Below are 23,234 nucleotides of genomic sequence, written 5' to 3'. Positions count from 1 at the left end.
CCGATTTAGGTCGTGCACAATCTTATCCGTTAATCGCAGTATCCTTCTGTTTCGCATATCGATTTACTGGGATGGGTATGCCCAAATTTCCCCGTAAGGTATCTTCCTCATAATCGGTTCGGAACAAACCCCTGTCTCTCAGAATAGGTACAACCTGCTCAACGAAATCATCAAGACCTCCCGGCACGCTTGACCCGATGATGAAGCCGTCCGCGGCTTCTTCTTCAAACCACTGCTGTACAAGATCGGCCACCTTCGCCGGTGTTCCGATAAAAGCCGTTCTTGGCGTAGCTTCTTGCAATGCAACCTGGCGAAGGGTTAAATTATCTTCTTTCGCTCTTTGCTTAATACGGTCTGTCGTGCTGCGGAAACTGTTCGAGCCGAAATCCCCGAGCTCAGGAAACGGCTCATCAAGAGAATATTGAGAGAAATCGTGATGATCGAAATAACGACCTAGATACTGAAGTGCTTTTTCTGGAGTAACCAGTTCCGCGATCTCCCGATACTTTTGTTCGGCCTCCTCTTCGGTTGAACCAACAATAGGCCCAATGCCAGGCAATATCAAAATTTCATCTGGAGATCGACCATACGCAGCAGCACGCTGTTTCACATCTTTGTAGAACTGCTTTGCCTCTTCAATTGTATCCGGACCCGTAAATACGGCATCCGCTGTTTTTGCCGCTAAATTACGTCCACTGTCTGACGATCCCGCTTGAAATACAACAGGCAAGCCTTGGGTTGATCTTGCAATATTAAGCGGTCCTTGTACTGAGAAATAGCTGCCTTCATGGTCAAATCGGTGCATTTTTAGAGGATTAAAGAATGTTCCGCTCTCCTTATCACGGATAAAGGCATCATCCTTCCAGGAATCCCACACGCCTTTAACAACCTCCAGAAATTCTTCTGCGATTTGGTAACGCTCCGAATGGGATGGGTGAGAACGCCCGCCGTAATTTAATGCTGTACCTTCCAAAGGAGTGGTGACTACATTCCATCCTGCACGTCCTTTGCTGATATGATCAAGTGATGCAAATTGTCTTGCAACTGTAAAAGGCTCACTGTATGAGGTAGAAAGAGTTCCCACAACACCGATATGGGAAGTAACGGATGACAAAGCAGATAGAATCGTAATTGGCTCAAACCGATTGAGAAAGTGAGGGATTGATTTGTCATTGATGTAAAGACCATCAGCTATAAATACAAAGTCAAATTTCCCTTCTTCCGCCTTTTGTGCCTGACGGGTATAGAATGAAAGATTCACACTGGCATCCGCAGGAATGTCCGGATGTCTCCACGCCGTATGACTACTTCCTACTCCATGAATGGAGGCACCAAGACGCAGCTGTTTGTTTTTACCCACTCAAAATCACCCCAATATATTATTTTCAAGACATTTGTGGACGATCTTATTTTTCCCATCAGTATACTAGGACTTAATGTATGGAAAACTCTATCATCTTGCTTATTTCAGAACAAGATCATATAGAGAAGTTCTATTCATGTATTTTCAAACTCTATTAAGGCATGTCTTTTGTTGAGCTATCGAGAAGTGCAAACCAAAAACCGCGATCCAGCAATATAGACCGTGGTCTTTGGGTAAGCAGTATTAAAGTTATTATTATAGTAGAGAAGAACTTGAGTTAACGGACAGCCTTGGCTTTCGCATGACGATTCTCAGGAACGGAAAGTCCAAGATTCCCACGCAGTGTGTCGCTCTCGTACTCGGTTCTGAAGATTCCTCTTTCTTGAAGAATCGGCACGACCTGTTCAACAAAATCCTCGAGCCCGCGAGGGACGGCAGCAGTGATCATAAAACCGTCGGCTGCACCTGCTTCGAACCATTCCTGGATCTTGTCCGCTACCTGTTCCGCGGTGCCAATAAAACCGCCGCGAGGAGTAGCAGACTGCAGAGCAACTTCTCTCAGCGTAAGGCCTTTTTCCTTCGCATCCTTCTTTATTTTATCTGTGCCGCTTTGGAAGCTGTTCTTGCCGAGGTCACCTAGTTCAGGAAAAGGTTCATCAAGCGGGTACTGCGAAAAATCATGATGCTCAAAAAATCTTCCCAAATAGTTTAGTGCATTCTCAATCGTGACTAGACCGGCCACTTCCTGATACTTCTGCTCGGCTTCCTCCGGTGTGCTTCCTATAATCGGGCTAATCCCCGGAAATATAAGAATGCTGTCCGGGCTGCGTCCAAATGAAGCAGCACGAGATTTGACATCCTGGTAGAAGCTAACCGCATCCGCAAGCTTTTCATGACCTGTAAACACAGCGTCAGCTTCTTTAGCCGCATAATTTTTCCCCACCTCAGATGAACCTGCTTGGAAGATAACAGGCTGTCCTTGCTTGGAACGGGCAATATTCAGCGGACCTTTTACGGAGAAGAATTCACCTTCATGGTTCAAGGTGTGCATTTTCTCCGGGTCGAAGAATACTCCGGTCTCCTTATCTCTAACAAAAGCGTCATCTTCCCATGAGTCCCACAGACCACGAGTGACTTCAAGGTATTCAGTCGCAATCCGATATCTCTTGTCATGATCAGGATGCTCTTTCTTGCCGTAATTCAAGGCAGAGCCTTCAAGAGGAGAAGTGACGATATTCCAGCCTGCCCGGCCTCCGCTAATATGATCCAGGGAAGCAAACTGGCGGGCAACGGTAAAGGGCTCGCTGTAGGAAGTCGACAAAGTACCGACAAGACCGATGTTCTTGCTGGCAGTAGCAAGCGCGCTTAATATTGTAATCGGCTCAAACCGATTCAAAAAGTGTGGAATGGATTTCTCATTGATATACAAGCCATCTGCTATAAAGATCAAATCTAGCTTTCCTTCTTCTGCTTTTTGGACCCATTGTTTGTATAGATCGATATTTACGCTTGCATCCGCTTGTGCGTCTGGGTGACGCCACATGGAGGTCCCCCCTCCTACTCCGTGAAGCAATGCCCCAAGCTTTAATTGACGTCGTTTAACCATCTTACATCCTCCTTATCTGAATTCGATTAATGAATTGCCTGAGCGGCCTTCGCTTGTTGGATCCGTTCGATTTGACCCAAATGGTTCTGAAGATGATTCGTAAAGCCTGCAATAATCTGTGATATACTAACATTCTCCCCTTTGGGGTTAATCCCCGTTTTCGCCAAATCCGTGCTGTTTAACCGACGAATAAGCAGACCGTTGTAATAGAGCAGGGCTTCGAATGTTATCAAAATATCGGACAAGTTTCCCTCATTGGAGTATTGACCACTGACCCAAGCATCCTGATTAAAGGCCGGAAGCTGAACCTTGGTCCCCGCTAGAATATCTCTAATTCGAAATGAGACGACAATGCTGTGATCAACCAGGTGAGAAATGACCTCTTGGACACTCCATATTTCCGGAGCCTGTTTCCACTTGAGCTCACTTTCCTCAAGGCCAGCAATGGCGGTTTGCAGCTGATGGGATGTATTTAAGAAAGCTTCAATATTAACGTTACTCACATAAATCTCCTCCTACATTTTTTTATCAAATGATTACGAGACTTAAAGAAAACGAATCTGCTTACTCCGCATAATGTTCAAGTGCAAGCTCTGCCAGTGCAGTGAAAAAACCAATGCTGACAGGGATGGACTGTTCATCCAAATCAAAGGAAGGGTGATGCCATTCGTGAAGGCCTGATGTTCCCATAAAGACGAATAATCCAGGTATGTGCTGCTGATATACTGCAAAGTCTTCGCCTGCGGGGGATGGTACAGGAACTACCGTCATATATTCAGCTGCTGCAGCTGCTGCTGTGCCAAGCTTCGCGAGTATAGGATCGTTGTTTACAGGAGGAGGTCCTTCAATCCAACGGACCGTTGCTGTCGTTCCAAAGGCTGCCGCAACTCCATCAACGACCTGACTAAACCGATGAAGTACATCCCCTCTCACTTCCTCATCAAAAGTGCGAATCGTCCCTTCAAGCAGCGCCTTGTCGGGAATGACATTCCACGTTGTGCCACTGTGCAGTTTGGTGACGCTGATCACGGCACTCTTCAAAGAGCTCACATTCCTGCTGACAATGGCTTGCAATGCGGTAATGATATGAGATGCTGTGACGATCGGATCAATTCCGGCTTCAGGAACAGCAGCATGTGATCCTTTTCCAGCGATCTCCACAATAAATCCGTCTGCAGCAGCCATGAGTGGTCCCTCTTTAATTCCAATCGTGCCGACGGGAAGATCCGGTTTATTGTGCATGCCGAATATCGCCTGTACCCCTTCAAGTGCTCCGCTGTTAATGATCTGCTGAGCTCCTTTCGCTTTTTCTTCAGCAGGCTGAAATATGAGTCTGACTCTTCCCTTTAGCAGATGCTCCTTCTCTTTGAGTGCATAGGCTGTCCCTATTAATGCAGCCGTATGAAAATCATGCCCGCAAGCATGCATCCTGCCTGGATACAAGGAAGCATAAGAAAGCCCCGTTTCTTCCTGAATGGGAAGTGCATCAATATCTGCACGCAGGGCAATAATCGGTCCTTTCTGTGCGTCTCCTATTTCTGCAATGATACCCGTTGAAAGTGAGTAATCAAGAATACGAATCTGCGCCTCTTCAAGCCATCCCCGAATACGAGCGGTCGTTTCGAATTCTTCATTTGAAAGCTCTGGATATCGGTGCAGCTCACGACGAATATCTACAATCCGGTCCGCTGTAACGCGGAGTGATTCATTCTGCTTCGTCACCCTAGTTGTCCTCCTGTAAGAAAACGGTATTTACGGCCTCAAATCAGACTTCTGTCTTAACCTCGGAGAGTGCTTCACTCAGCAGCTCGTAGGAATGAACGCGCTTATCAAACGGTTGTATGTTGCTGGTTATTATAAATTCGCTTATTCCTGAACGCTCTTCCAGTTCGAGTAATTTATCCCGCACGGTTTCTTTTGTTCCTTTGATAATGGCTGGCTCTTGTTCTTCAATCGTATAGGATTCACCAGCTTGCCTTCCGAATTCCTCCGCTTGTTCGAGTGTGCCAAGAGTCAGCGTCTTGCCGCTGGCCAGATGAATTTTAACAAGCTTATGCGTTCCTGCAAGGGCCTCGGCCTCCTGGTGCGTGTCAGCTACAATAACGGATACAGCTACAATGATTTGAGGTGTAGCGCCATGGGAATAGTCAAAGAAATTGCGATAGGTTCGTATCGCTTCTAGCGCAATATTTTCGTCACCGTTTATAAATAAGGAGAATACGTATGGAAGGCCCAGCTTTGCAGCAATTTCTGCACTGCCCGTGCTGGCCCCGAGAATGTACAATTCAGGAGGCGTTTCGGTCAATGGAGCTGCACGCAATCCCGATAAAGGATGCTGTTCTTCCAGTCGGTTATACACATATTTCTCCAGCTCCACAATCTTGTCGGTTAGTGTTGCCTGCTGCTGTACTCCTTGCTGTAATGCCTGAGTACTGCGGGGTAAGCCGCCCGGCGCGCGTCCTATACCAAGATCAACCCGTCCCGGAGCCAGTGAAGCAAGCACATTAAAGTTCTCTGCCACTTTATACGGACTATAGTGCTGAAGCATAATACCTCCCGAGCCGATTCGAATATGATTGGTTTTTGCCAGCAAGTAAGAGATAAGGACCTCTGGAGAGGAGCCGGCTACGGTATCCGAATCATGATGCTCAGATACCCAGAAACGTTTAAAACCGAGTTCTTCTGATTTTTGAGCGAGCTGAACCGTGTGTGCAAATGCATGGACTGCTGTCTCTCCAGGGTAAATGGGACTTTGATCAAGAACGCTTATTGTAATTGCCATGCCTTTCTTCCTCCTAAATGACGTAATTGAGTTCAGGCGTGATCCGTTTCAAAAATTGCTTCGTCCGATCCTCTTGTGGATGATGAAATATCTGCTCAGGCGTGCCTTCCTCGACGATCATTCCACCATCCATAAACACAACATGATTTGCCACATCTCTTGCAAAACCCATTTCATGTGTGACAACGATCATCGTAATCCCTTCCTTCGCAATGTTGCGGATTACAGTCAGAACCTCTCCTACGAGCTCAGGATCAAGTGCTGATGTCGGTTCATCGAATAGAATGACCTCGGGTTCTAATGCCAGCGCCCTCGCAATACCGACTCGCTGCTGCTGACCACCTGATAGCTGGCTTGGATAGGAATCCAGTTTCTCCCCCAGACCCACCTTTTCTAGTAAAGCGACACTGCGTGCTTTCGCTTCTTCTTTTGGCATCTTTTTAACGATAACGAGACCTTCCATGACATTATCTAGTGCTGTCTTATGCTTAAATAAATTGTATTGCTGAAACACCATGGCTGATTTTTGCCGCAGCGCATGGATTTCCTTCTTCGTTGTATGCTTGCAGTCTACTCGGTAATCACCTATCACAATTTCTCCGCTATTGGGTTTCTCCAAATAATTCAGGCAGCGCAACAGCGTCGTTTTACCGGAGCCGCTCGGACCAAGAATGACGACAACCTCCCCTTTGTTTACTGTCATATCCACGGATTTCAGCACTTGATTTTGCCCAAAGGACTTGGATATGTTCGACAGTTTGATCATAAGGCTCCACCTCGATTATGCAGATTTAATCTTTTCTCAAGTATCGCTGTCATTCGCTCGATCAGTAGTGTCAGTCCCCAAAAAATCAGTGCAGCCGCCAAGTAAGCCTCAAAATACTTCCAGTTTGTCGATGCTACGATCTGAGCCTTCGCGTTAATATCTACGACCGATACGGTAAAGGCAAGAGTCGAGCCATGAAGCATGCCAATTACTGAGTTGGATAGATTCGGCAGACTGACCGCTAGTGCCTGAGGGAATACAATTCTTCTCAAGCCCTGCATCATGGTCATTCCTATGGAATAGGCCGCTTCCAGCTGTCCGCGGTTAACCGCAAGGAGTCCGGATCGCACCACTTCTGACATGTAGGCACCTGCAGTTATTGAGAAAGAAACGAAGGCAAATCCGATCATGGGCAGGGAGGAAGATTTAAAGCCCCAGCCGAGCTGCGCAGAAACCCAATCGATGATCACGGGCAGCCCGAAATAGATTAGAAGCAGATGGGTAAGCATTGGCGTTCCGCGAATGAAGGTGACATAGGCTCCCGCCAAATGGCTTAACACGGGGACTTTATAGATTCGAACAAATGCCACAATGACACCGATAACAAAACCGGCGATTACCGAAACTGCGGTAATGACAAGTGTCGTCGGAATGGCAGATAACAATAGAGTGAATGCAGTCCATATGAAGGAAGGATCAATCTTCACCGTTTATGCCCCCCTTTTCTTCATTCCGCCGCTTGCGGTGAGACTCCCTGAGAGACGCCTTCTTCCTAGAAGACGGAATTTACTCCGAACTTCCGCATCAGGCAGCTCATGCCGCAATAGCCGATGCTCTGCAGCCAGCAGAGTTTTCTCAAGCGTCATGCTGACCACAAGATAAATGAGAGCAAGAGCAATATATGCCTCGATAAAGTGCTGGGTAATCGACCCCAAGGTTTGTGCCTTACCGGTCATTTCCATTACCCCCAGTGTAAATGCAAGCGAGGTATCCTTTAAGAGTGCAATAACTGTATTCGAGAACACAGGTACAGCAATGGCCAGCGCCTGTGGAAAGACGATTCGACGAAAAACTTGATGTCCTTTCATTCCTATTGCGTAGGCTGCCTCTATTTGTCCTCTATCTACGGCAGTAACCGCTGCCCTGATCATCTCTGACATGTAAGCTCCTGTATGAAGTCCGTATGTTAGAATGACAAATACAAGTACAGGAGCGCGGGTCATATCGATTTGGATGAGCATGAGCAGCTCAGGAAGACCGTAATAAAATAAAAATAGCTGAATCAGAATCGGTGTGCCCCGAAAAAATGAAATGTACACTTTGGAACAGGTTTGAAGCACCGGTAACTGGTAGAGACGAGGAAGGGCAATAAGGAAGCCGACGATTATACCGATGAGAAGTGAGCCTGTCACAATCATTAGGGTGATACCCAGCGTTGACAGTAATTTGGGCAGGAAATCAATAATAAATGAGAAATCAAACGGAGCACCCATCGGCAGTCCTCCTTCCTATGATTGTACAGTCCTTACTCTGTCGTAAAGTCTTCGCCAAGCCATTCCTTGCTGAGTTCCGACAAGGTACCGTCCGACTTTAATTCCTTAATAACCCCGTCAATCGCATCCGCTAGCTGTTGTCCTTCAGCATCATCTTTCCGGAATACGAACAGTATGTCCGCTTTGGACAGCTCTTCCCCGATTGTTTTCAGCTTGCTTTGAGGATCGATGAGCGAGAGGGTGAAATCCTCCCCTATCGTTGCATCGACTCGGCCCGTTGTTATCTGACTTACGGTATCGTTTGCGGCCCCATTCTGATAAACGATATTAATCGCATTGTTATTGTCTTTGTTGTAATTCTCTAAGATCTGTGCTGCGGCACTGGTCGCTGAAGTCAGAACCTTCTTCCCTTTCAAATCATCAAGCGATTGAATCGGCTCCTTGTTGTCCTTCGACACAATAATTTTATTTCTCCAATGCGCGTAAGCCTCTTTATTAAACAAATACTTCTCTTCTCTCTCCGGGTTTTTCTCCATCTGGTGGGCGACTAGATCCACTTTTTTTGTCTCCAGACTGAGCAGCAGATTGGAAAATTCCTGAGTTTGGAATTCAAACTCGTATCCAGGTAACCGTTCATCGATTTCACGAACGAGCTCGACGTCAAAACCCGTCAATTTTCCGTTTTCGTCTATGAAGCAGATTTGCGGAAATCCTGTTCCTGTTCCTACAATAATCTTTTTAACTTGTGCTTCATTCCCACTCGCTGCTGTTTCGTTTGATTGAGCCCCGCTGTTTGAATCTGCACCGCATCCAGCAATAACTCCAGCCAGCAGAATAGCAAATGTGAAACCCCAGGATTTCCTCATGACCCTATCCCCTCTCATTACATCTCTTTTTCATTTACTATAATCCCTATGTATTTAGTAAGGATTGTTATAGTCATTAACTTTACCGTGATTATGCAGCGGCGTCTAATAGAGTTTTTCTATTCTTTTATGAAATTCATCAATAAGACAGCTCGGCGACCCGTTCGAGCAAGGATTCTACAAATAGGCTATTTTCACCAGTTAACGAAATCAAATTCGTTTGCAACGAGATCCCAGCTGTTTCGATAATGTCGACAGGCACGAGCGTGCCTTCCTGCATTTCCTGCCTAGCACACAACTCAGGAAGGAAGCAGATTCCTGCTTTTCTTATAACAAGCTTCTTTGCCGTTTCTAGATTATCTGCTTGAAACACAATGTTCGGTGGCTGCTCCAAGCTCTCAAACACGCGGTGTATCCTTAACCAATCCAAAGATCCGCATTCAAAAAAAATTAAAGGTTCGTGCCGGATGCTGCGAATTGAGGCTGTTCCTTCGGAGGCAAGGGGGTGTTCCTTATACACATAGAGACGAATGGGATCTTCATAGAATGGGAATGACTGAAAGGCTGGATTCACTATTTTACGAACAAAGGCCAAGTCTAACTCCTTAGCGATCAGTTTATTGATAAGCTCATCTGTCGTATTGGTAAACAATTTAAATCTTACGTCCGGAAACCGATAATTCAACACCATCAAGAGATCTGGCATTAAATAATTGGAGACAGAAACCGTGCTGCCGATTCGCAGCTCATTGGACATTGTTTTTTTGGACTGAAGGTGATGTTTTCCTTTTTGAAAGGTTTGCACGATCTGCTGAGCATAAGGGAGGAACTGTCTTCCTTTCTCTGTTAACAGGATTTGCTTACCGTGCCGGTCAAATACTTTGCAGTCAAGTTCACGTTCGAGTGATTGAATTCGTGCTGTCACTGTAGGTTGAGTTAGAAAAAGAACGTCCGCTGCCTTGTTAAAACTGCCATAGTGGTTAATGTAAACAAATGCCTCGATGTTCTCGATATTCAATATGAGCACCTCCAATAATATAAAGCATATTATTCCTATGAATATAGAAGGTTTTAAGCGTGTAAGAGTCCTATAAATTATTCTTATCTTAGGTAGTCAACATATCGTTGTCAATCCTTATTTATTCTTTTATGCAAATTAAAAGGATTATCTCCAGTTCCTATCATGAAGACATATCCGAATGTAATACAAGTGAAAATTTAAGTTCTTACATATAGATTTTTTTTATTAGAATATTAATATTTTTATTTTCCTATATGTTTAGTTGGTATTTAATTGTATACTAATCTCACTTTATCATTTGCGTATACTTTTTTAATAAGGAGTGACATCAATGAGTTCCAACGTACAAAATGTCATCATCCGTGATGCTGAGGAATGGGAAGCCGATATGATTGCTGAAGTCATGGTAGAAGCCTATGGGCAGTATGCCCTCACGATGCCTCCGGACCGATGGGAAGAATATCGTGAATCGATTAAGGCTTCTGTATACGGGAGTGCTCCTGTTGCACGTTTGATCGCATTAACTGAAGGGAACATCGTTGGCAGTGTACAAATGTTTCATTCTTCAGAATCGGCCTATGGAAAACCTGAAATGGGAATACATTCTCCAATTATTAGATTGTTAGCCGTCTCCCCTGCGGCACGAGGTCTTGGAATTGCTACCCTCCTCATTCAAGAAGCTGCCCGCAGGTCGATTCAGCTGGGAGCATCCACACTAAATTTACATACCTCGGATATGATGGCTTCCGCTGTAAAGCTGTATGAAAGGCTGGGATTTAAACGTGCATTTGATACCGACATTTGGAATGGAGACACACTAGTCAAAGGTTACCGGATCGAGGCAGCATCGCTTTTGGGAGAGAGATTGCATTTTTCATAAAAGAAATAATAGATAAAACCTAACATATTTGTTAGGTTTTTTTGTACGAATGATAAATTAATATGGCTCGAATTTAATTCAGAATGTTTCAATTATATCGATGATTGTCTTCCATGTTTCTTCCCTCTGTCTCCTCAAGCTATCCTGCGGCCAGATGCTCCCTGGGTCCTGCAAATCATGATCTATCAGGGTAAGCATCCACAAGGAAAAGGCTGCTGCGAACAGCATATAATCTTTTTTGAACGGTTCTTTATCATAAAGCCTTCCATGCGCTTGAGAGAATTCAAGGTAAGCATCCAGCACCTTGTCACGAATGAGTACGTCAGGCATTCTTGGATACAGCGGATGTGACATATCAAGCATATGATACAAGTCCCACAAGGGTGAATTCCGATGATTGTGCTCCCAATCGAGCACCACAATTCTGCCAGAGGATGTCCTTCCATAATTGCCAGGATGCAAATCACCATGAGAATACACTTCTACATCGGAGAAAGACAATCGCTCCAGCTTATCATAGAAAGCATTCACTTCATTCTTTTCATAACCTAGCGACTTTAAGAGCCTACTTATTACACTTCTTTTTGCCGATAAATCAGTCACAATCGCATCATATCCCGGCTTCTGACCAGAACGTGATAACTCCGGGTAAGGATCGAGCGGCACAGCATGCCATAACGCCATCCATTCAGCAATCTGTATAAGCATAGACTCATCTACTTCGTGATGTATCGTTCCCATATCCTCAAAGAGAAGCCATGGTGTCTCCTGCGTACGATCTTTCGATTGGGCAATCAGTCGAGGATACATGACAGGGAGATGAGGCAATACTTTTGCATAAGCCCAGCTTTCTCCTGTATTCACTCCTTCGAGAGGAAGTTGCTTTAATATGTAGCTTTCAGAAGATTCACCTGTTAAGCGCTCTACCCTTCTGCCTTCAAGGCCAACATGCAGCAATTCACGGGCGTTGACAACTAGACCATGTGTAGACACTCCCTCAGGTAGGTGCCATTCCTCAAATTTTAATAATTCTTTCATGCGTTAAATCCCCCGTTCCGATCAAATGTGACTGTAGCATCAAGTATAGTTTATTTCTTAGGATTGTGGGGTGTTTCCAGTTCATTTTACATTCATTAAAAAACGCCTTATTGCTTAACCTCCCCCTATTTTCCTTGTAAAGGCATGTGTAGGATTGAAGCAGCAATAAGACGCTTTATGTGTTGTATGGGTTATAAAACAATACCACTGATTTTCATGCCATTACTGTGCACAATTCATGTACAGGTCATAAAAAGAAGACGAGCCCTTAAACCAATTCACGCTGCTCAAGCACCTTCTTCAAATAAACCGCGAGGTCATCCTTCAATTCTTCATTCTGCATGGCATAATGAATGGTCGTTTGAATGAAGCCCAGCTTCTCGCCTACATCGTGACGAGTACCATCGAAGTGATACGCGATCAGATCCTCTTCAAGTCCTAATTTAGCGAGCGCATCGGTCAGCTGGATCTCCCCGCCAACCCCGGCTGGAGTTTCACCCAGAATATCGAAAATACGAGGCGTCAAAATATAACGGCCAAGAATGGCCAGATTGGACGGTGCATCCTCACGCTTCGGTTTCTCTACAAAACGATTCGCCTTGTATACTCGCTCTGACAGTTCTTCACCATCGACGAGACCATATCGCGAGACCTGCTCCCAAGGCACCGGCTGTACGCCGACAATGGAAGATTCATGCTTCTCGTATATGTCCATCATCTGCTTGAGACATGGCACCTTGGACTCTACAATGTCGTCCCCAAGCATTACGGCAAAGGGTTCATTGCCGACAAATTTACGGGCACACCATATCGCATGACCGAGTCCAAGTGGTTCACCTTGGCGGATGTAGTGAATGTCTGCCATTTCAGACGATTTGCGCACTTCATCCAGCAGTTTCCATTTATGCTGCTCAGCCAGATTATACTCTAGCTCAAACGAATTGTCGAAATGATCTTCAATGGCCCGTTTGCTCTTCCCTGTTACAATGATAATATCCTCAATACCGGAAGCAACAGCTTCCTCTACAATATATTGAATCGTCGGTTTATCGACAATCGGGAGCATTTCCTTGGGCATTGCTTTTGTTGCCGGCAGGAAGCGAGTTCCCATACCTGCTGCCGGTATAATCGCTTTACGAATTTTCATGTTGTTCTCCTCCTCATTGCTGCTGTTGTGGATGCGGCTTAGCTGTGTCACTTAGTTCCTCAAGCTTTTTAAGCAGAGTTCTGAATTCCTTGTTGGTCTTCAGCTGATATTTGGCATTTGTGTTCCCGGAGCCAATCTTAATAGAGAATGCTTCTTCGGGAAGTGCATTAAACATATCTTCATCTGTATAATCATCACCCGCACCAATAATAAAATCAAAGGCCTCTGCCCGTGTCAGCAAATGAACCCCGTGTCCCTTATTGATTCGGCTGTCCTTCACCTCGAGCACTTTATTTCCTTCAAGTACACCAAGGCTCATGGACTGCGTAATGGATATCAATGCTTCTCTAAGCTCATCCCGTTTGAGTGCGATGACATCAGGCTCACACTGCCTATAGTGCCAAGCCAGGGAATATTCCTTCTCCTCAATTAACGAGCCTGGCATCCGATCTGTATACATTTCGAGAATGTGGCGAATTTTATCCTTCCAATCATTATCGACATTAATGGTCTTGATCCATTCCCCTCCAGCTTGCTTAAACCACAATCCATGGGAGGCGATCAAATGGAGATTCAGATCTCCGAGCCATTTTTCGATAACGCCGCGATCTCTGCCGGTAATAATAACGACTGTATTCTTCGGATCCTGTGATAAACCAGCCAGCAGCTGCCTTAGCTCCTCATCCGGCTTGGCTTGATCCGGCGTCGGCTTGAAGCCGACAAGCGTTCCATCATAATCCAGAAGGATCAGGCGCCGCTCTGCATCCGTATAGGCGGTTTTTATCACCGAAGAATCAGAGACATCAACCAAAGGCTTCGTTTGCAGGACCCCTGTTTCGCTATTCCCCAGAGCTGTAATAAATTCATCTGCCCAGAAGTTAATATTGTATCTGGATAGACGATGATGCATCATTTTATTACGCTCAATCTTCTCATGATCCGGCATATCAAGCGCGGTCTTAAGTCCTTCTGCAATGGCACCGTGATCATTCGCATTGACGATAACCGCTTCGCCCAGCTCACTCGCCGCGCCCGCTGTTTCACTCATCACCAGCATGCCCTTGTAATCATTGCGGGAAGCAATATATTCCTTCGCTACCAGGTTCATACCGTCTCGAAGCGGAGTGACCAGAAGCACATCACTATGGCGATAGAAGGCGATCAGATCGTCCTGGCTGAACGTTCGGAAGAAGAACCATATCGGCATCCAGTTGACCGTACCGAACTGACCGTTGACTTCACTGACGAGCACTTCGATATGTTTTTTTAACGTGTCATAGGTTTCCACTTCCACTCGTGACGGTGCAACAATCAGATTCAGACGAACCTTCTCGTGATATTCCGGATATTTCGTCAAGAACCGCTTAAAGGCTTTGATTCGGTCAGGAATGCCCTTGGTATAATCCAGCCGGTCAATAGACAAGATGTTCTGGATGGTGCGTGTGCTTTCTACAAAATCCTGCAGTTCGCTCGACAATTCCACTGTGTCCGTATTGGAGAAATATTCATAATCAATACCCATTGGGAAAGCTTCAACCTGCACGGTATGTGTCTCGTAGCTGAGCTTGTTCAAGCTGTGTTCCACCCCGAGTATTCTGCGTACGGTACTGAGGAAGTGCCGGACATAATCGTAAGTATGGAAGCCGATCAAATTAGCCCCAAGCAATCCCTGAAGTATCTCTTTGCGCCAGATCAATAGTCTGAATATTTCAAAAGAAGGGAAAGGAATGTGGAGGAAAAAGCCGATTTTGGCATTCGGGTATTTCTCTCGAATCATTTGCGGCAGCAGCATCAGCTGATAATCATGCACCCATATCGTATCATCGGGCTCAATGACTTCATCCAGTACGTCAAAAAACTTCTGATTAACTCGCTTATAGGCCTCCCAAGTATCTATGCTGTATTCCGTATTGCTCGTGAAGTAATGAAACAAAGGCCAGATCGTTTCGTTACAGAAGCCATGATAATATTGATCGATCTCTTCCTCAGATAGAAAAATAGGAAGACAGTTGTATTGCTCTGACAGTTCGGTGTTAATGGATGCTTGATCCACATCAGACAGCTCATTGCTGGAGATTCCCGGCCATCCGGCCCAAACGCTGTTTCCTTGCTCATGGTAGCTCTTCAGTCCCGTTGCCAGACCACCAATACTCTTACTATAGGTGAGTTCGGACTCGTTCTTCTTGACAGTAACAGGCAGACGATTGGATACAAAAATAAGTTTACTCAATGTGGATCCCCTTTCCAGTAAAAGTCTCTCTATTTTCTAGATTATATATTTTGATTTTGCTTGAAATTGCGCTCTTCCAAGCAAGTTACCTGTAACTTTCATACCCGCTTTCAACGAAAATGACTCAAGCGTAAGGGATGAACATGATTGTGGCGGTCTTTTTCCGAACCATAGACAAGTGCTTAATTAGGGCAGCGAGCACAGCAAAAAGACCTGGAAATCGGGTTTCCAGGCCTTTTTCTTTATATGTTATATAAAAACCGATATGAAGCTAATGCTCCGCTTCCAATCCTTGTACTCTGCTAAAGCAATCAATCAACGTTTCCAGCGCCTCGAGCTCATCCTTCCCTCTCGTAGACAAGCGAATCCTCGTCCCCGCGTTAATGGGCTGCAGGATCATACCAAGCAGACTCTTCACATCAATCACATGCTCATTGTCATTAGGGTCTGTGTACGTGATGATAATTTGTGAGATAAAGCTTGATGCCAGATTCGAAATTTGAATGAGTTCCTGCTGGTCATAATCAGATTGCACGATGAATTCATGTACCCTCACATCCATCACCCTTCGTCTGTCTTTTATGTTCTATAGCTTTATGCAGATACAAATGATTTGGTGATACAGGCTTACAGAGCCTCTATTCATTCATAAGCGCTTCACAATTATGAAGCGTATTCAAAATGATTATAAGCTATATTCTAATCGAAACTAACCATTTGGTAAACGGTTACATTTTATACCCTATCCGATTAAGATTTTTGTCCCTCGTACCAAGTAAGAGCTTTTGCTTCAATTTCTTTGACCAATGCATCCTTCCCATAAGAATAGGACTGTATGTCGTTAGGAAATTTTTGTGCTAATTCCGTTTTTAATGAAGCATATTTCGCAGCATCTTCTGGATGTGTTCTCAAGTAATCCCGAAATGCGAGGTGACGAGCTACATTGACATCACCGGCTTCAAAAATATGAATTTGGTGCGTACGATCATCCCCACCTTTTCTAAAGTATCTTCGACCTGGCATTCCGAACTCGCCCATACATTCATAGCCTAGCCGCTCCATCTGTGGATTATATGTATCGACAAGTTCAATTCGGTGCACGACAGGCATGATATCGATAATTGGTTTGGCACGTAATCCAGGAACTGAGGTACTGCCTATATGATGGATGTCTACCTGTTGATCACCCAATATGACCTTCAGATTCTTTGCTTCTACTTCAAAAAGTTCAATCCAATACTCGTTATAATTGACGACATTTACTTTCACAATCATTCCCCCTTATTACTAGATTAGGATAGAACAAAGCAGTCCACAACGGACTGCTTTGGTTTAACTCTAGCTTCTTTATAACATCATAACTTCATAATAAAGTAAACTTTCTATGAAAGACAAGAAGCAAACACATTATGCACATGAATATTATCCACCGTTTTGGCCAGCTGCGCCGTCATCAGCACAAATGCATATCCTTGCTTCGGATACATCCAGACCATACAGCCGCCTATGCCGTTATGACCAAAAATATCTCGTTCGATGTACCCTTTGTGACGTACCGGCATTTTCCATACAAATCCGTAATCCGATTCGACCTCGTCAATATGAAGCGTCTGCGGTGTAACCATCTGCCTGAATGTCAGCGGCTGTAGAAGACGCTTGTCTTCCGCATACTTCGTTTCATTCAGCATGGCTTTCGCGAAGATCATCAGATCATCCGCTGTACTAATCAAGCCGCCAAAGGGCAGCTTAGCACTCATCAGCTGGTCCATTCGCCCCGCTATCGCTTCAAAGCTTCCTATAGGTGCCATTCGGGACTGATCTGCCCCTGGTTCACCAAAGCTGGTATCCTTCATACCCAGCGGATCAAAGATATGTGTCTTCAGATAGTCTTCATAGGTCATACCGCTGACACGCTCGATGATCTCCGCAAGCACGGTAAAAGCAATATTGTTATAGCTTACTGCCATACCAGGAGCAGTTGTCAAGGTACTGGATACGAGAGAAGTGAAGATCTTGGCATGATTCATACCGTCTGCTTCGAGCTTGCCTTGTGCCCACCTTGCCATATAGGACTCATCCAGCCCTGACGTATGGGTCAGCAAATGCCATAGGGCAAGCTTGTCTTTCCCCTGCTCACCGAACTCAGGGAGCAGCTCAGATATAAGCTGGGAGGGATGAAGTAAACCCTGCTCCCATAATTGCATAATAGCTAATCCAAACATAGGCTTCGTAATGGAGAATACCGGATAAGTGCTTGTACCGTCTATATTTGTTCCATGATCATGAATGCCATAAGACCGTAGATCAATGGAATACTCTTTATCTGTGATGCCAAGTACAGCAGATGGCCATGCTCCAGCCTGCACTTTCTGTTCGATGTAACGATACATGGGTTCAAATTGACTTAATTGCTGGCTCACTCCTGATACCTCCATCTAAATATGTAAATTTGGGGCGATGTGTCGTGCTTTCTACTAGCCCATCACATATCGTAACACGGAAATTTATTGGTTACAAAAAAACGTCTGCTCCTGAGCAAAGGAAGCAGACGATGATCCTATGAATTTTCGTGGAGCAGAACCTTTAGTCAGTCCACTCTTGAATTCGATTCAGCATGACGCTGACCTCAGCACGATTCGCCATGTCATTCGGTGCGAATTTGGACTGGGATTTGCCTTGAATCAACTGGTTATTGTACAGATAGGAGATGGAGGACTGGGCCCAGTGATTCTGAATATCTGTAAATGGCGCAGCTTTAACGGCCAACTCACTTGTCCCTGCCGTGAGATGCCTGGATAGGATCGCAGCTAATTCTGCTCTTGTAATGGGAGCATTCGGCTTGAACGTCAGCGCCCAGCTCTTATCCTTGGAACCCTGAATCAGACCGTAACTCGCAGCGGTTTCCACATAATCATAATACCAATCGGTCGTTTGGATATCCGAGAATGAGGGTGCCATCGTCTGAGCCATATCAAGCTGAAGTGCAGTTACAACCGCTTTGGCGAATTCAGCTCTAGTCATATTGCGGAGCGGTTCAAAGTTGCCTTCGTTCGTACCGACAAGCACTTCACTTGTAGCTAGACGAATGATGGCGTTCTCCGCCCATTTGACTTTGGTTAATGCCGACTGATCTTTAAACCCGGAGATGATTTCTTTACTTGTCGGCAGGCTTACTTTTTGCTCAGCTTTATCTCCCACGGTCTCAATAACTTCATTTACTTTACCTGTTCCCGATCCGCTTCCTGAGATTGTAATTGTAGGATGGTTCACACGATGTATGATGTTAATGCCCGGATTATCCGGCTGAATAATGATGGATTTGGACTGGGTTAGCTTGGCTGATCCCGCCTTCAATGCACGAAACTTCACCGTTCCTACTTTTCCATAGCCCGTAAACAGCTTCGCATTCTTCGATGTAATCGCCTCGGCAATTTGTACGGTACCTGACGCATTCACTTTATTAAGCAGGCTCATCGGATTACTTGTCTTCTTAAAAACGCTTGGCGTAAGCTTGTTCTCTCCTTCGACAGGCGCAAGCAGTGCTTTATCAAAATTCAAGTGAACCTCATAGCCCTGTACTTTACTGTAGTCTCCCGTAAAACCCTGCAGCCAAATTGCAACTTCAACAATATCTCCTGTCTTGACATGGTATGAAGAGGGCACGAGACGAACTATCGGAAGATCGGATTGGCTATTCGAGGCTGAAGTAACGGCTGTGGATTCTGCAGCGAGCATGGCAGCAGGATACGAGCTAAGGATCAGACCACTCGCCAGTAGAATCGTTGCTAACTTCTTTGATAACGGAGTTTTCATCATGAGTGCAGCTCCTGTCTTCTTGTTATGTAAGGAGAGAGGACTAATAGTCCTCCCTCCAGCTTACTGTTTCTTTCGAAATTTATATATTGCTAGGATCAAATAATTACAGCTCGTAGTTGCCGATGATGTATGAGATGTCCAGCAGGTCTACTGCACTGTCACGATTGATATCCGCTGCAGAGGCTTTAGCATTTGGCCAAGCGGAACCTTTCGTTTTGCCGAACTCTTTGGCTGTCAGCTGCAGATCCACGAGATTCACTGCACCGTCATTATTAACGTCACCTGCTGTCAGCGGTCCGAAGTTCAACGTTTCACTGCCGTCTACGGTTACGCCTGCTGTTTCCGTAATGTGACCCGGAACAACAACGCGAACCGTGTAAGTTCCTTCTATAACTTCGATGGTATAAGTGCCGTCAGCACGAACCGTTCCTACGCCTGCTACTGAACCGTTACTATCGACAGCTTCAACAACAACCTTGTGCACGCCATCCGCACCTTGGTACCAAGTCTCACTGTAGTCGACACTGTCAGCGAAGGCTTCAGCATCGATACTGCCTGTGATGGAGTATTGACCAGGTGAAGGATCACTTGTTACCGTTACAGTCGCTCCGGTTACATCACCAACTGCAATATCTGCAGAAGTACTGTTCAGTGCACGAATATTTGATAACTCGAAATCATACTCGCCTTCACTTGAGCCAGCGAAGTTAAATGATGCGAGTGCACCATCTCCGGTGTAACCGGACTCCAGTCCAACCAGCGTAATGACATAGTCTGTTTTCGCTAATCCATTACCGAGTGCCGTTGTTTCTTCATAAACGTATGGAGTTACACCTGGATTCTGCTCTTCCTGATAAGTTGCGAGAACCACGCTTGGTGCTGTTGTACCTTTTACCAGATCTTCATCATACGTCAAGCTGAACTGAGCGGAATAGAGATCCTCCACTTCGGAGAAATCGATATCCAGATTGAAGGATTCATTGACACCAACTTCATCGGCGGAAGGTTCAACCGTTAAGGAGATTTCACCTGGAGTTGGTTCTCCGGGTTCTTCACCGTCACTCTCATATTCAACAATATAAGAAGGGGTTAAGAATCCGTTACCCGCAAGATCATACACATACACTTCAAATTCATTCTGACCTTCTACGATGGGCACTTCGACTTCAAATTTACCATTTCCAGAAATCGTGCCTTCGACATATTCCCATTCACCGTCCACAACATAACCTGCTTCGATCACGATGCCCGAATAACTCCCTAGCGCGTCGATCATCAGATCTTCTCCAATTTGCCCGGAGATCGTGCCGATATTTCCTTCAACTGTAATTTGAGGATCGCTAAGTGTGGAAGTTGGAGCCTCAACATCTAAAATAAATGGGTATGCGTGTTCGAACAAACCTACGAGTTCACCATTCAGTTCAATCCATGGAACCACAGCGTAGACACCCTGTTCAAGCTCAGAATCTTCCGTTTCCAGATCATAATCACTTACGGTCCCATCCCAATTCTCAACAACATATTCACCGGATCTGATTTCATCTTCGACCTCATCAATTACACCAACCCAATCACCAGTATAAAGATCATATACATCAAGTGATATATAGTTCGTGTCTATGCTGGCATAATAATAGACATCCGTCACATCGCTGACAAAGTCTCCGTTTGGCGAGAAGTACTGCGGATCGAGTTCTGTAATTACCTCAGGATTCTTCACCGGCTCTCCTACATAGACGTTTACTGGGATTTGAAGCTGGTGACCGCCGGCTTCTGTCAAAATAATCTCCCCGTCATAATTGCCTTCTGGAACTTCAGCATTCATTGCAATGCTCACGTCAAAAGAGGATTCACCGTTCGCAGGAACGGAGATTGAATTCTCACTTACAGTAAGTGTTCCTGGCTCTGCTCCATACCATTGTGTTGATACACTGTAGGAAGAAGACTCACCGATCACATCACTTACATCAACGGTTCTGGAGGCTTCAGCACCTTCACCAAGCACCCCAAAGCTAAGAAGACCGGTTTCATATGGTGTTTCCTCTCTCGATTCTACGGCTGTCGTCGTCTCCTGAACAAGCGCTACTGCTTTGGCTTCAAGCGTACTTTCAAGATCAATACGACCCGCCCCTTGTTCATTATGCTTGTGTCTATTGCCGTACAGGTCATTAATCTTCAATGCGTTATTCGTCATGAGTCCTTTGATTTCATAATGACTTAAAGACTCGTCCTTATCGAGCAGTAGTGCAGCAGCCCCGGCAATATGTGGTGCGGCCATGCTTGTCCCTTGAAAATCTGCATAAGCATCTGTGTAATCACCACCATAAGCAGGTACAGAGGATCTTATTGCGATTCCTGGTGCCGAAATATCCGGCTTAACTATATAGTTTGGCAAACTTGGACCTCTGGAACTGAAATCTCCGATATAATCCTGTTTCATTTCTGTATTTAATGTAATGGTATAACCAGGTGCTGCTTCGATTATTGATTTAAGCGCTTCTCCATCTTCAAGTGAGAGGCTTAACGTAGGAATGTAGTCACCCGGAGCACCTAAGGTTCCTCCAAAGTTTCTTGGCTCATTGTTATACACGAGTGCAGCTACAGCCCCAGCAGCCTGAGCATTTACAGACTTCTCCGTGAAGGATATGCCGCCTCTTTGAATGAGTGCAACTTTTCCTGTTAAATCCTTATCCTCAAAGTCGCCTGTCGTGCCCAGACCTGCATATACCACCTCAAGTGCTTGTCCTTCTAAAGGAGTAATGTCGGGAGAGAAAGTCATGAGACTTCCGAAAGATTTAATCAATCCTTCTCCAGTCACTGTAGGTAGATTTAACACCGGTGCAGAAGCACCTACTGAAATGGGTATTTCAGCTGAACCTGGTGAACCCAGTGTATATCCATCCGGACCATCGTTACCGTTAGCAACAACTGCGACAACTCCCGAGAGAGCTGCATTATTTAAGGCTACAGAAGCAGGATCAATCTCATTGTTGATGCTGCTGCCTAGAGATAGGTTAATGACATCCATATCATCTAATACCGATTGTTCGATTGCTTCGATAACGCCTGATGTTGGACCTGATCCACCTGGACCCAGTACTCGGTAAGCATACAGATCTGCTCCGTAAGCTACCCCTTTAACCCAACCGGTATCTCCTTCAGGGTCTAATGGATTGCCTCGACCCGCAATCGTACCGGCTACATGGGTACCATGATCGGTCTGGGCATCTGGATCTCTTGGATCTGGTGGTGTTTCATAGGGATCGTCATCATTATCGATGAAGTCATAGCCACCTTTGTATGCATCTCGAAGAGACGGATGGTCATAATCAATTCCTGTATCAAGTACACCCACTTTAATCCCGGTGCCATCGTATCCGATATCCCAGAATTGCTGAGAACCTATCATTGGAGCACTGTCGTCCATATTCGGTGTCATGCTGTCCAGTGGTGTTGCAAACATCTCCGAATCTGGATAGACCGCTTTAACGCCAGGTAATGTCAGCAGAGACTCTACTTGATCCGCTCTTATGTCGACTGCATACCCATTGAATACGACGGAGTAGTCTGTCTTGATGGTTGCATTAAGTCGTTTGGCTGCCGAAGCAAAAGATTGCTGTTCCTTCTTAATCAGACTACGCTGGTCGCTTCTTGAGGAGCTTAAGCCTTGAGTTACCTTTGATTCGTGAAGGGCTACGGGGTCTTGGGATAGTTCTACAATTACACTGATTGTACTGGTGCTGTCGGATTCAGGAACAAAATTTTGAGGTGCACTCTGAGAGGATGAAAGACCGGATAGTTCACTGTTCGGTACCGGTTTTGATCTAGGAGTGGAATTCGTACTGCCGCCCGAACGTTCCATTGCTTCTAGCTTCTGATTATAGTTTAATGATTTACCTTCAATACTAGATAATAAATTACTCTCGTCTACATTAAATATGGAAGGATCAAACTTCCTATTCGTTGCTTCTGCTCCGGAGACTACTGCGGGAAATACTGTGGAAAGGAATAACGTGGAGACAACCGATAATGACATCAATCTGCGTCGAATGGGCTTAGACTGCATACTACTCCTCCTATACGATTCAATGTAAGCTAAGTTTCTGCAATACTCTATCAATCTTCATGTCTTCTCCTCATCGCATGTCTCCTTTTTCGATAAACTTCTACTTATGTAGCTTGAAGTAACGCGGTTCGTTCTTCGAAAACTATTTTAATTCAACACG

At 45.2% G+C, this 23,234-nt stretch carries 19 protein-coding genes; 1 reads left to right on the top strand and 18 read right to left on the bottom strand.

Translation table 11 applies throughout. The features are described 5' to 3' along the window. Positions 1–22: 22 nt before the first annotated feature. From BK126_RS16150 to BK126_RS16105, 10 genes are all read right to left on the bottom strand, one after another. Positions 23–1,360, bottom strand: a complete 1,338-nt coding sequence (locus BK126_RS16150; protein WP_076313598.1) for an LLM class flavin-dependent oxidoreductase — start codon at positions 1,358–1,360, stop codon at positions 23–25. A 280-nt stretch (positions 1,361–1,640) separates the two neighbouring features. Beyond that, positions 1,641–2,969, bottom strand: coding sequence for an LLM class flavin-dependent oxidoreductase (locus BK126_RS16145; RefSeq protein WP_076313597.1), 1,329 nt, complete (start codon positions 2,967–2,969; stop codon positions 1,641–1,643). Positions 2,970–2,995: 26 nt separating this feature from the next. Further along, positions 2,996–3,472 carry a DinB family protein gene (locus tag BK126_RS16140; RefSeq protein WP_076313596.1) on the bottom strand — a complete coding sequence of 159 codons (477 nt, stop codon included), beginning with the start codon at positions 3,470–3,472 and terminating at the stop codon, positions 2,996–2,998. Positions 3,473–3,533: 61 nt separating this feature from the next. Continuing rightward, complete coding sequence (locus tag BK126_RS16135; protein WP_076313595.1) at positions 3,534–4,691, bottom strand: amidohydrolase; 1,158 nt, start codon at positions 4,689–4,691, stop codon at positions 3,534–3,536. Between the two features lie 43 nt (positions 4,692–4,734). Continuing rightward, positions 4,735–5,751 carry an LLM class flavin-dependent oxidoreductase gene (locus BK126_RS16130; protein WP_076313594.1) on the bottom strand — a complete coding sequence of 339 codons (1,017 nt, stop codon included), beginning with the start codon at positions 5,749–5,751 and terminating at the stop codon, positions 4,735–4,737. Positions 5,752–5,764: 13 nt separating this feature from the next. Then, entirely contained in the window at positions 5,765–6,517 is a 753-nt protein-coding gene (locus tag BK126_RS16125; protein ID WP_076313593.1) for an amino acid ABC transporter ATP-binding protein, read from the bottom strand. Beyond that, positions 6,514–7,224 carry an amino acid ABC transporter permease gene (locus tag BK126_RS16120; protein ID WP_076313592.1) on the bottom strand — a complete coding sequence of 237 codons (711 nt, stop codon included), beginning with the start codon at positions 7,222–7,224 and terminating at the stop codon, positions 6,514–6,516. The genes BK126_RS16125 and BK126_RS16120 overlap by 4 nt, the downstream gene beginning before the upstream one ends. A 3-nt stretch (positions 7,225–7,227) precedes the next feature. Beyond that, entirely contained in the window at positions 7,228–8,010 is a 783-nt protein-coding gene (locus BK126_RS16115) for an amino acid ABC transporter permease (RefSeq protein ID WP_076313591.1), read from the bottom strand. Positions 8,011–8,042: 32 nt separating this feature from the next. After that, entirely contained in the window at positions 8,043–8,876 is an 834-nt protein-coding gene (locus BK126_RS16110; protein WP_076313590.1) for a transporter substrate-binding domain-containing protein, read from the bottom strand. A gap of 139 nt (positions 8,877–9,015) precedes the next feature. Then, a complete protein-coding gene (locus tag BK126_RS16105; protein WP_076313589.1) occupies positions 9,016–9,894 on the bottom strand; it encodes a LysR family transcriptional regulator in 879 nt (292 codons plus the stop codon). A gap of 334 nt (positions 9,895–10,228) precedes the next feature. Between BK126_RS16105 and BK126_RS16100 the strand changes: the two genes are divergently transcribed. Then, entirely contained in the window at positions 10,229–10,777 is a 549-nt protein-coding gene (locus BK126_RS16100; protein ID WP_076313588.1) for a GNAT family N-acetyltransferase, read from the top strand. A 78-nt stretch (positions 10,778–10,855) separates the two neighbouring features. On the opposite strand, the gene BK126_RS16095 is transcribed toward BK126_RS16100, so the two are convergent. From BK126_RS16095 to BK126_RS16060, 8 genes are all read right to left on the bottom strand, one after another. Beyond that, the gene (locus BK126_RS16095; RefSeq protein ID WP_076313587.1) at positions 10,856–11,815 is read right to left on the bottom strand and encodes a phosphotransferase; all 960 of its coding nucleotides are present in this window, start codon (positions 11,813–11,815) and stop codon (positions 10,856–10,858) included. 268 nt (positions 11,816–12,083) lie between these two features. After that, positions 12,084–12,962, bottom strand: a complete 879-nt coding sequence (galU, locus tag BK126_RS16090; protein WP_047910485.1) for a UTP--glucose-1-phosphate uridylyltransferase GalU — start codon at positions 12,960–12,962, stop codon at positions 12,084–12,086. Between the two features lie 13 nt (positions 12,963–12,975). Next, positions 12,976–15,192, bottom strand: a complete 2,217-nt coding sequence (locus BK126_RS16085) for a bifunctional alpha,alpha-trehalose-phosphate synthase (UDP-forming)/trehalose-phosphatase (protein ID WP_076313586.1) — start codon at positions 15,190–15,192, stop codon at positions 12,976–12,978. Positions 15,193–15,463: 271 nt separating this feature from the next. Next, complete coding sequence (locus BK126_RS16080) at positions 15,464–15,748, bottom strand: HPr family phosphocarrier protein (RefSeq protein WP_076314076.1); 285 nt, start codon at positions 15,746–15,748, stop codon at positions 15,464–15,466. Positions 15,749–15,942: 194 nt separating this feature from the next. After that, positions 15,943–16,467, bottom strand: a complete 525-nt coding sequence (locus tag BK126_RS16075) for a GrpB family protein (protein ID WP_179085555.1) — start codon at positions 16,465–16,467, stop codon at positions 15,943–15,945. 107 nt (positions 16,468–16,574) lie between these two features. Next, the gene (locus tag BK126_RS16070; RefSeq protein ID WP_076313584.1) at positions 16,575–17,612 is read right to left on the bottom strand and encodes a serine hydrolase domain-containing protein; all 1,038 of its coding nucleotides are present in this window, start codon (positions 17,610–17,612) and stop codon (positions 16,575–16,577) included. Positions 17,613–17,775: 163 nt separating this feature from the next. Then, positions 17,776–19,008, bottom strand: coding sequence for an S-layer homology domain-containing protein (locus tag BK126_RS16065; RefSeq protein ID WP_076313583.1), 1,233 nt, complete (start codon positions 19,006–19,008; stop codon positions 17,776–17,778). 103 nt (positions 19,009–19,111) lie between these two features. Beyond that, entirely contained in the window at positions 19,112–23,074 is a 3,963-nt protein-coding gene (locus BK126_RS16060) for a S8 family serine peptidase (RefSeq protein ID WP_076313582.1), read from the bottom strand. Positions 23,075–23,234 lie beyond the last annotated feature (160 nt).

It is taken from the genome of Paenibacillus sp. FSL H7-0326 (genome assembly GCF_001955535.1).
GTDB classification, from domain to species: Bacteria; Bacillota; Bacilli; order Paenibacillales; family Paenibacillaceae; genus Paenibacillus; species Paenibacillus shunpengii.
Note: the sequence above shows the minus strand (reverse complement) of the source record. Positions and strands in the feature narration are given on the sequence as shown.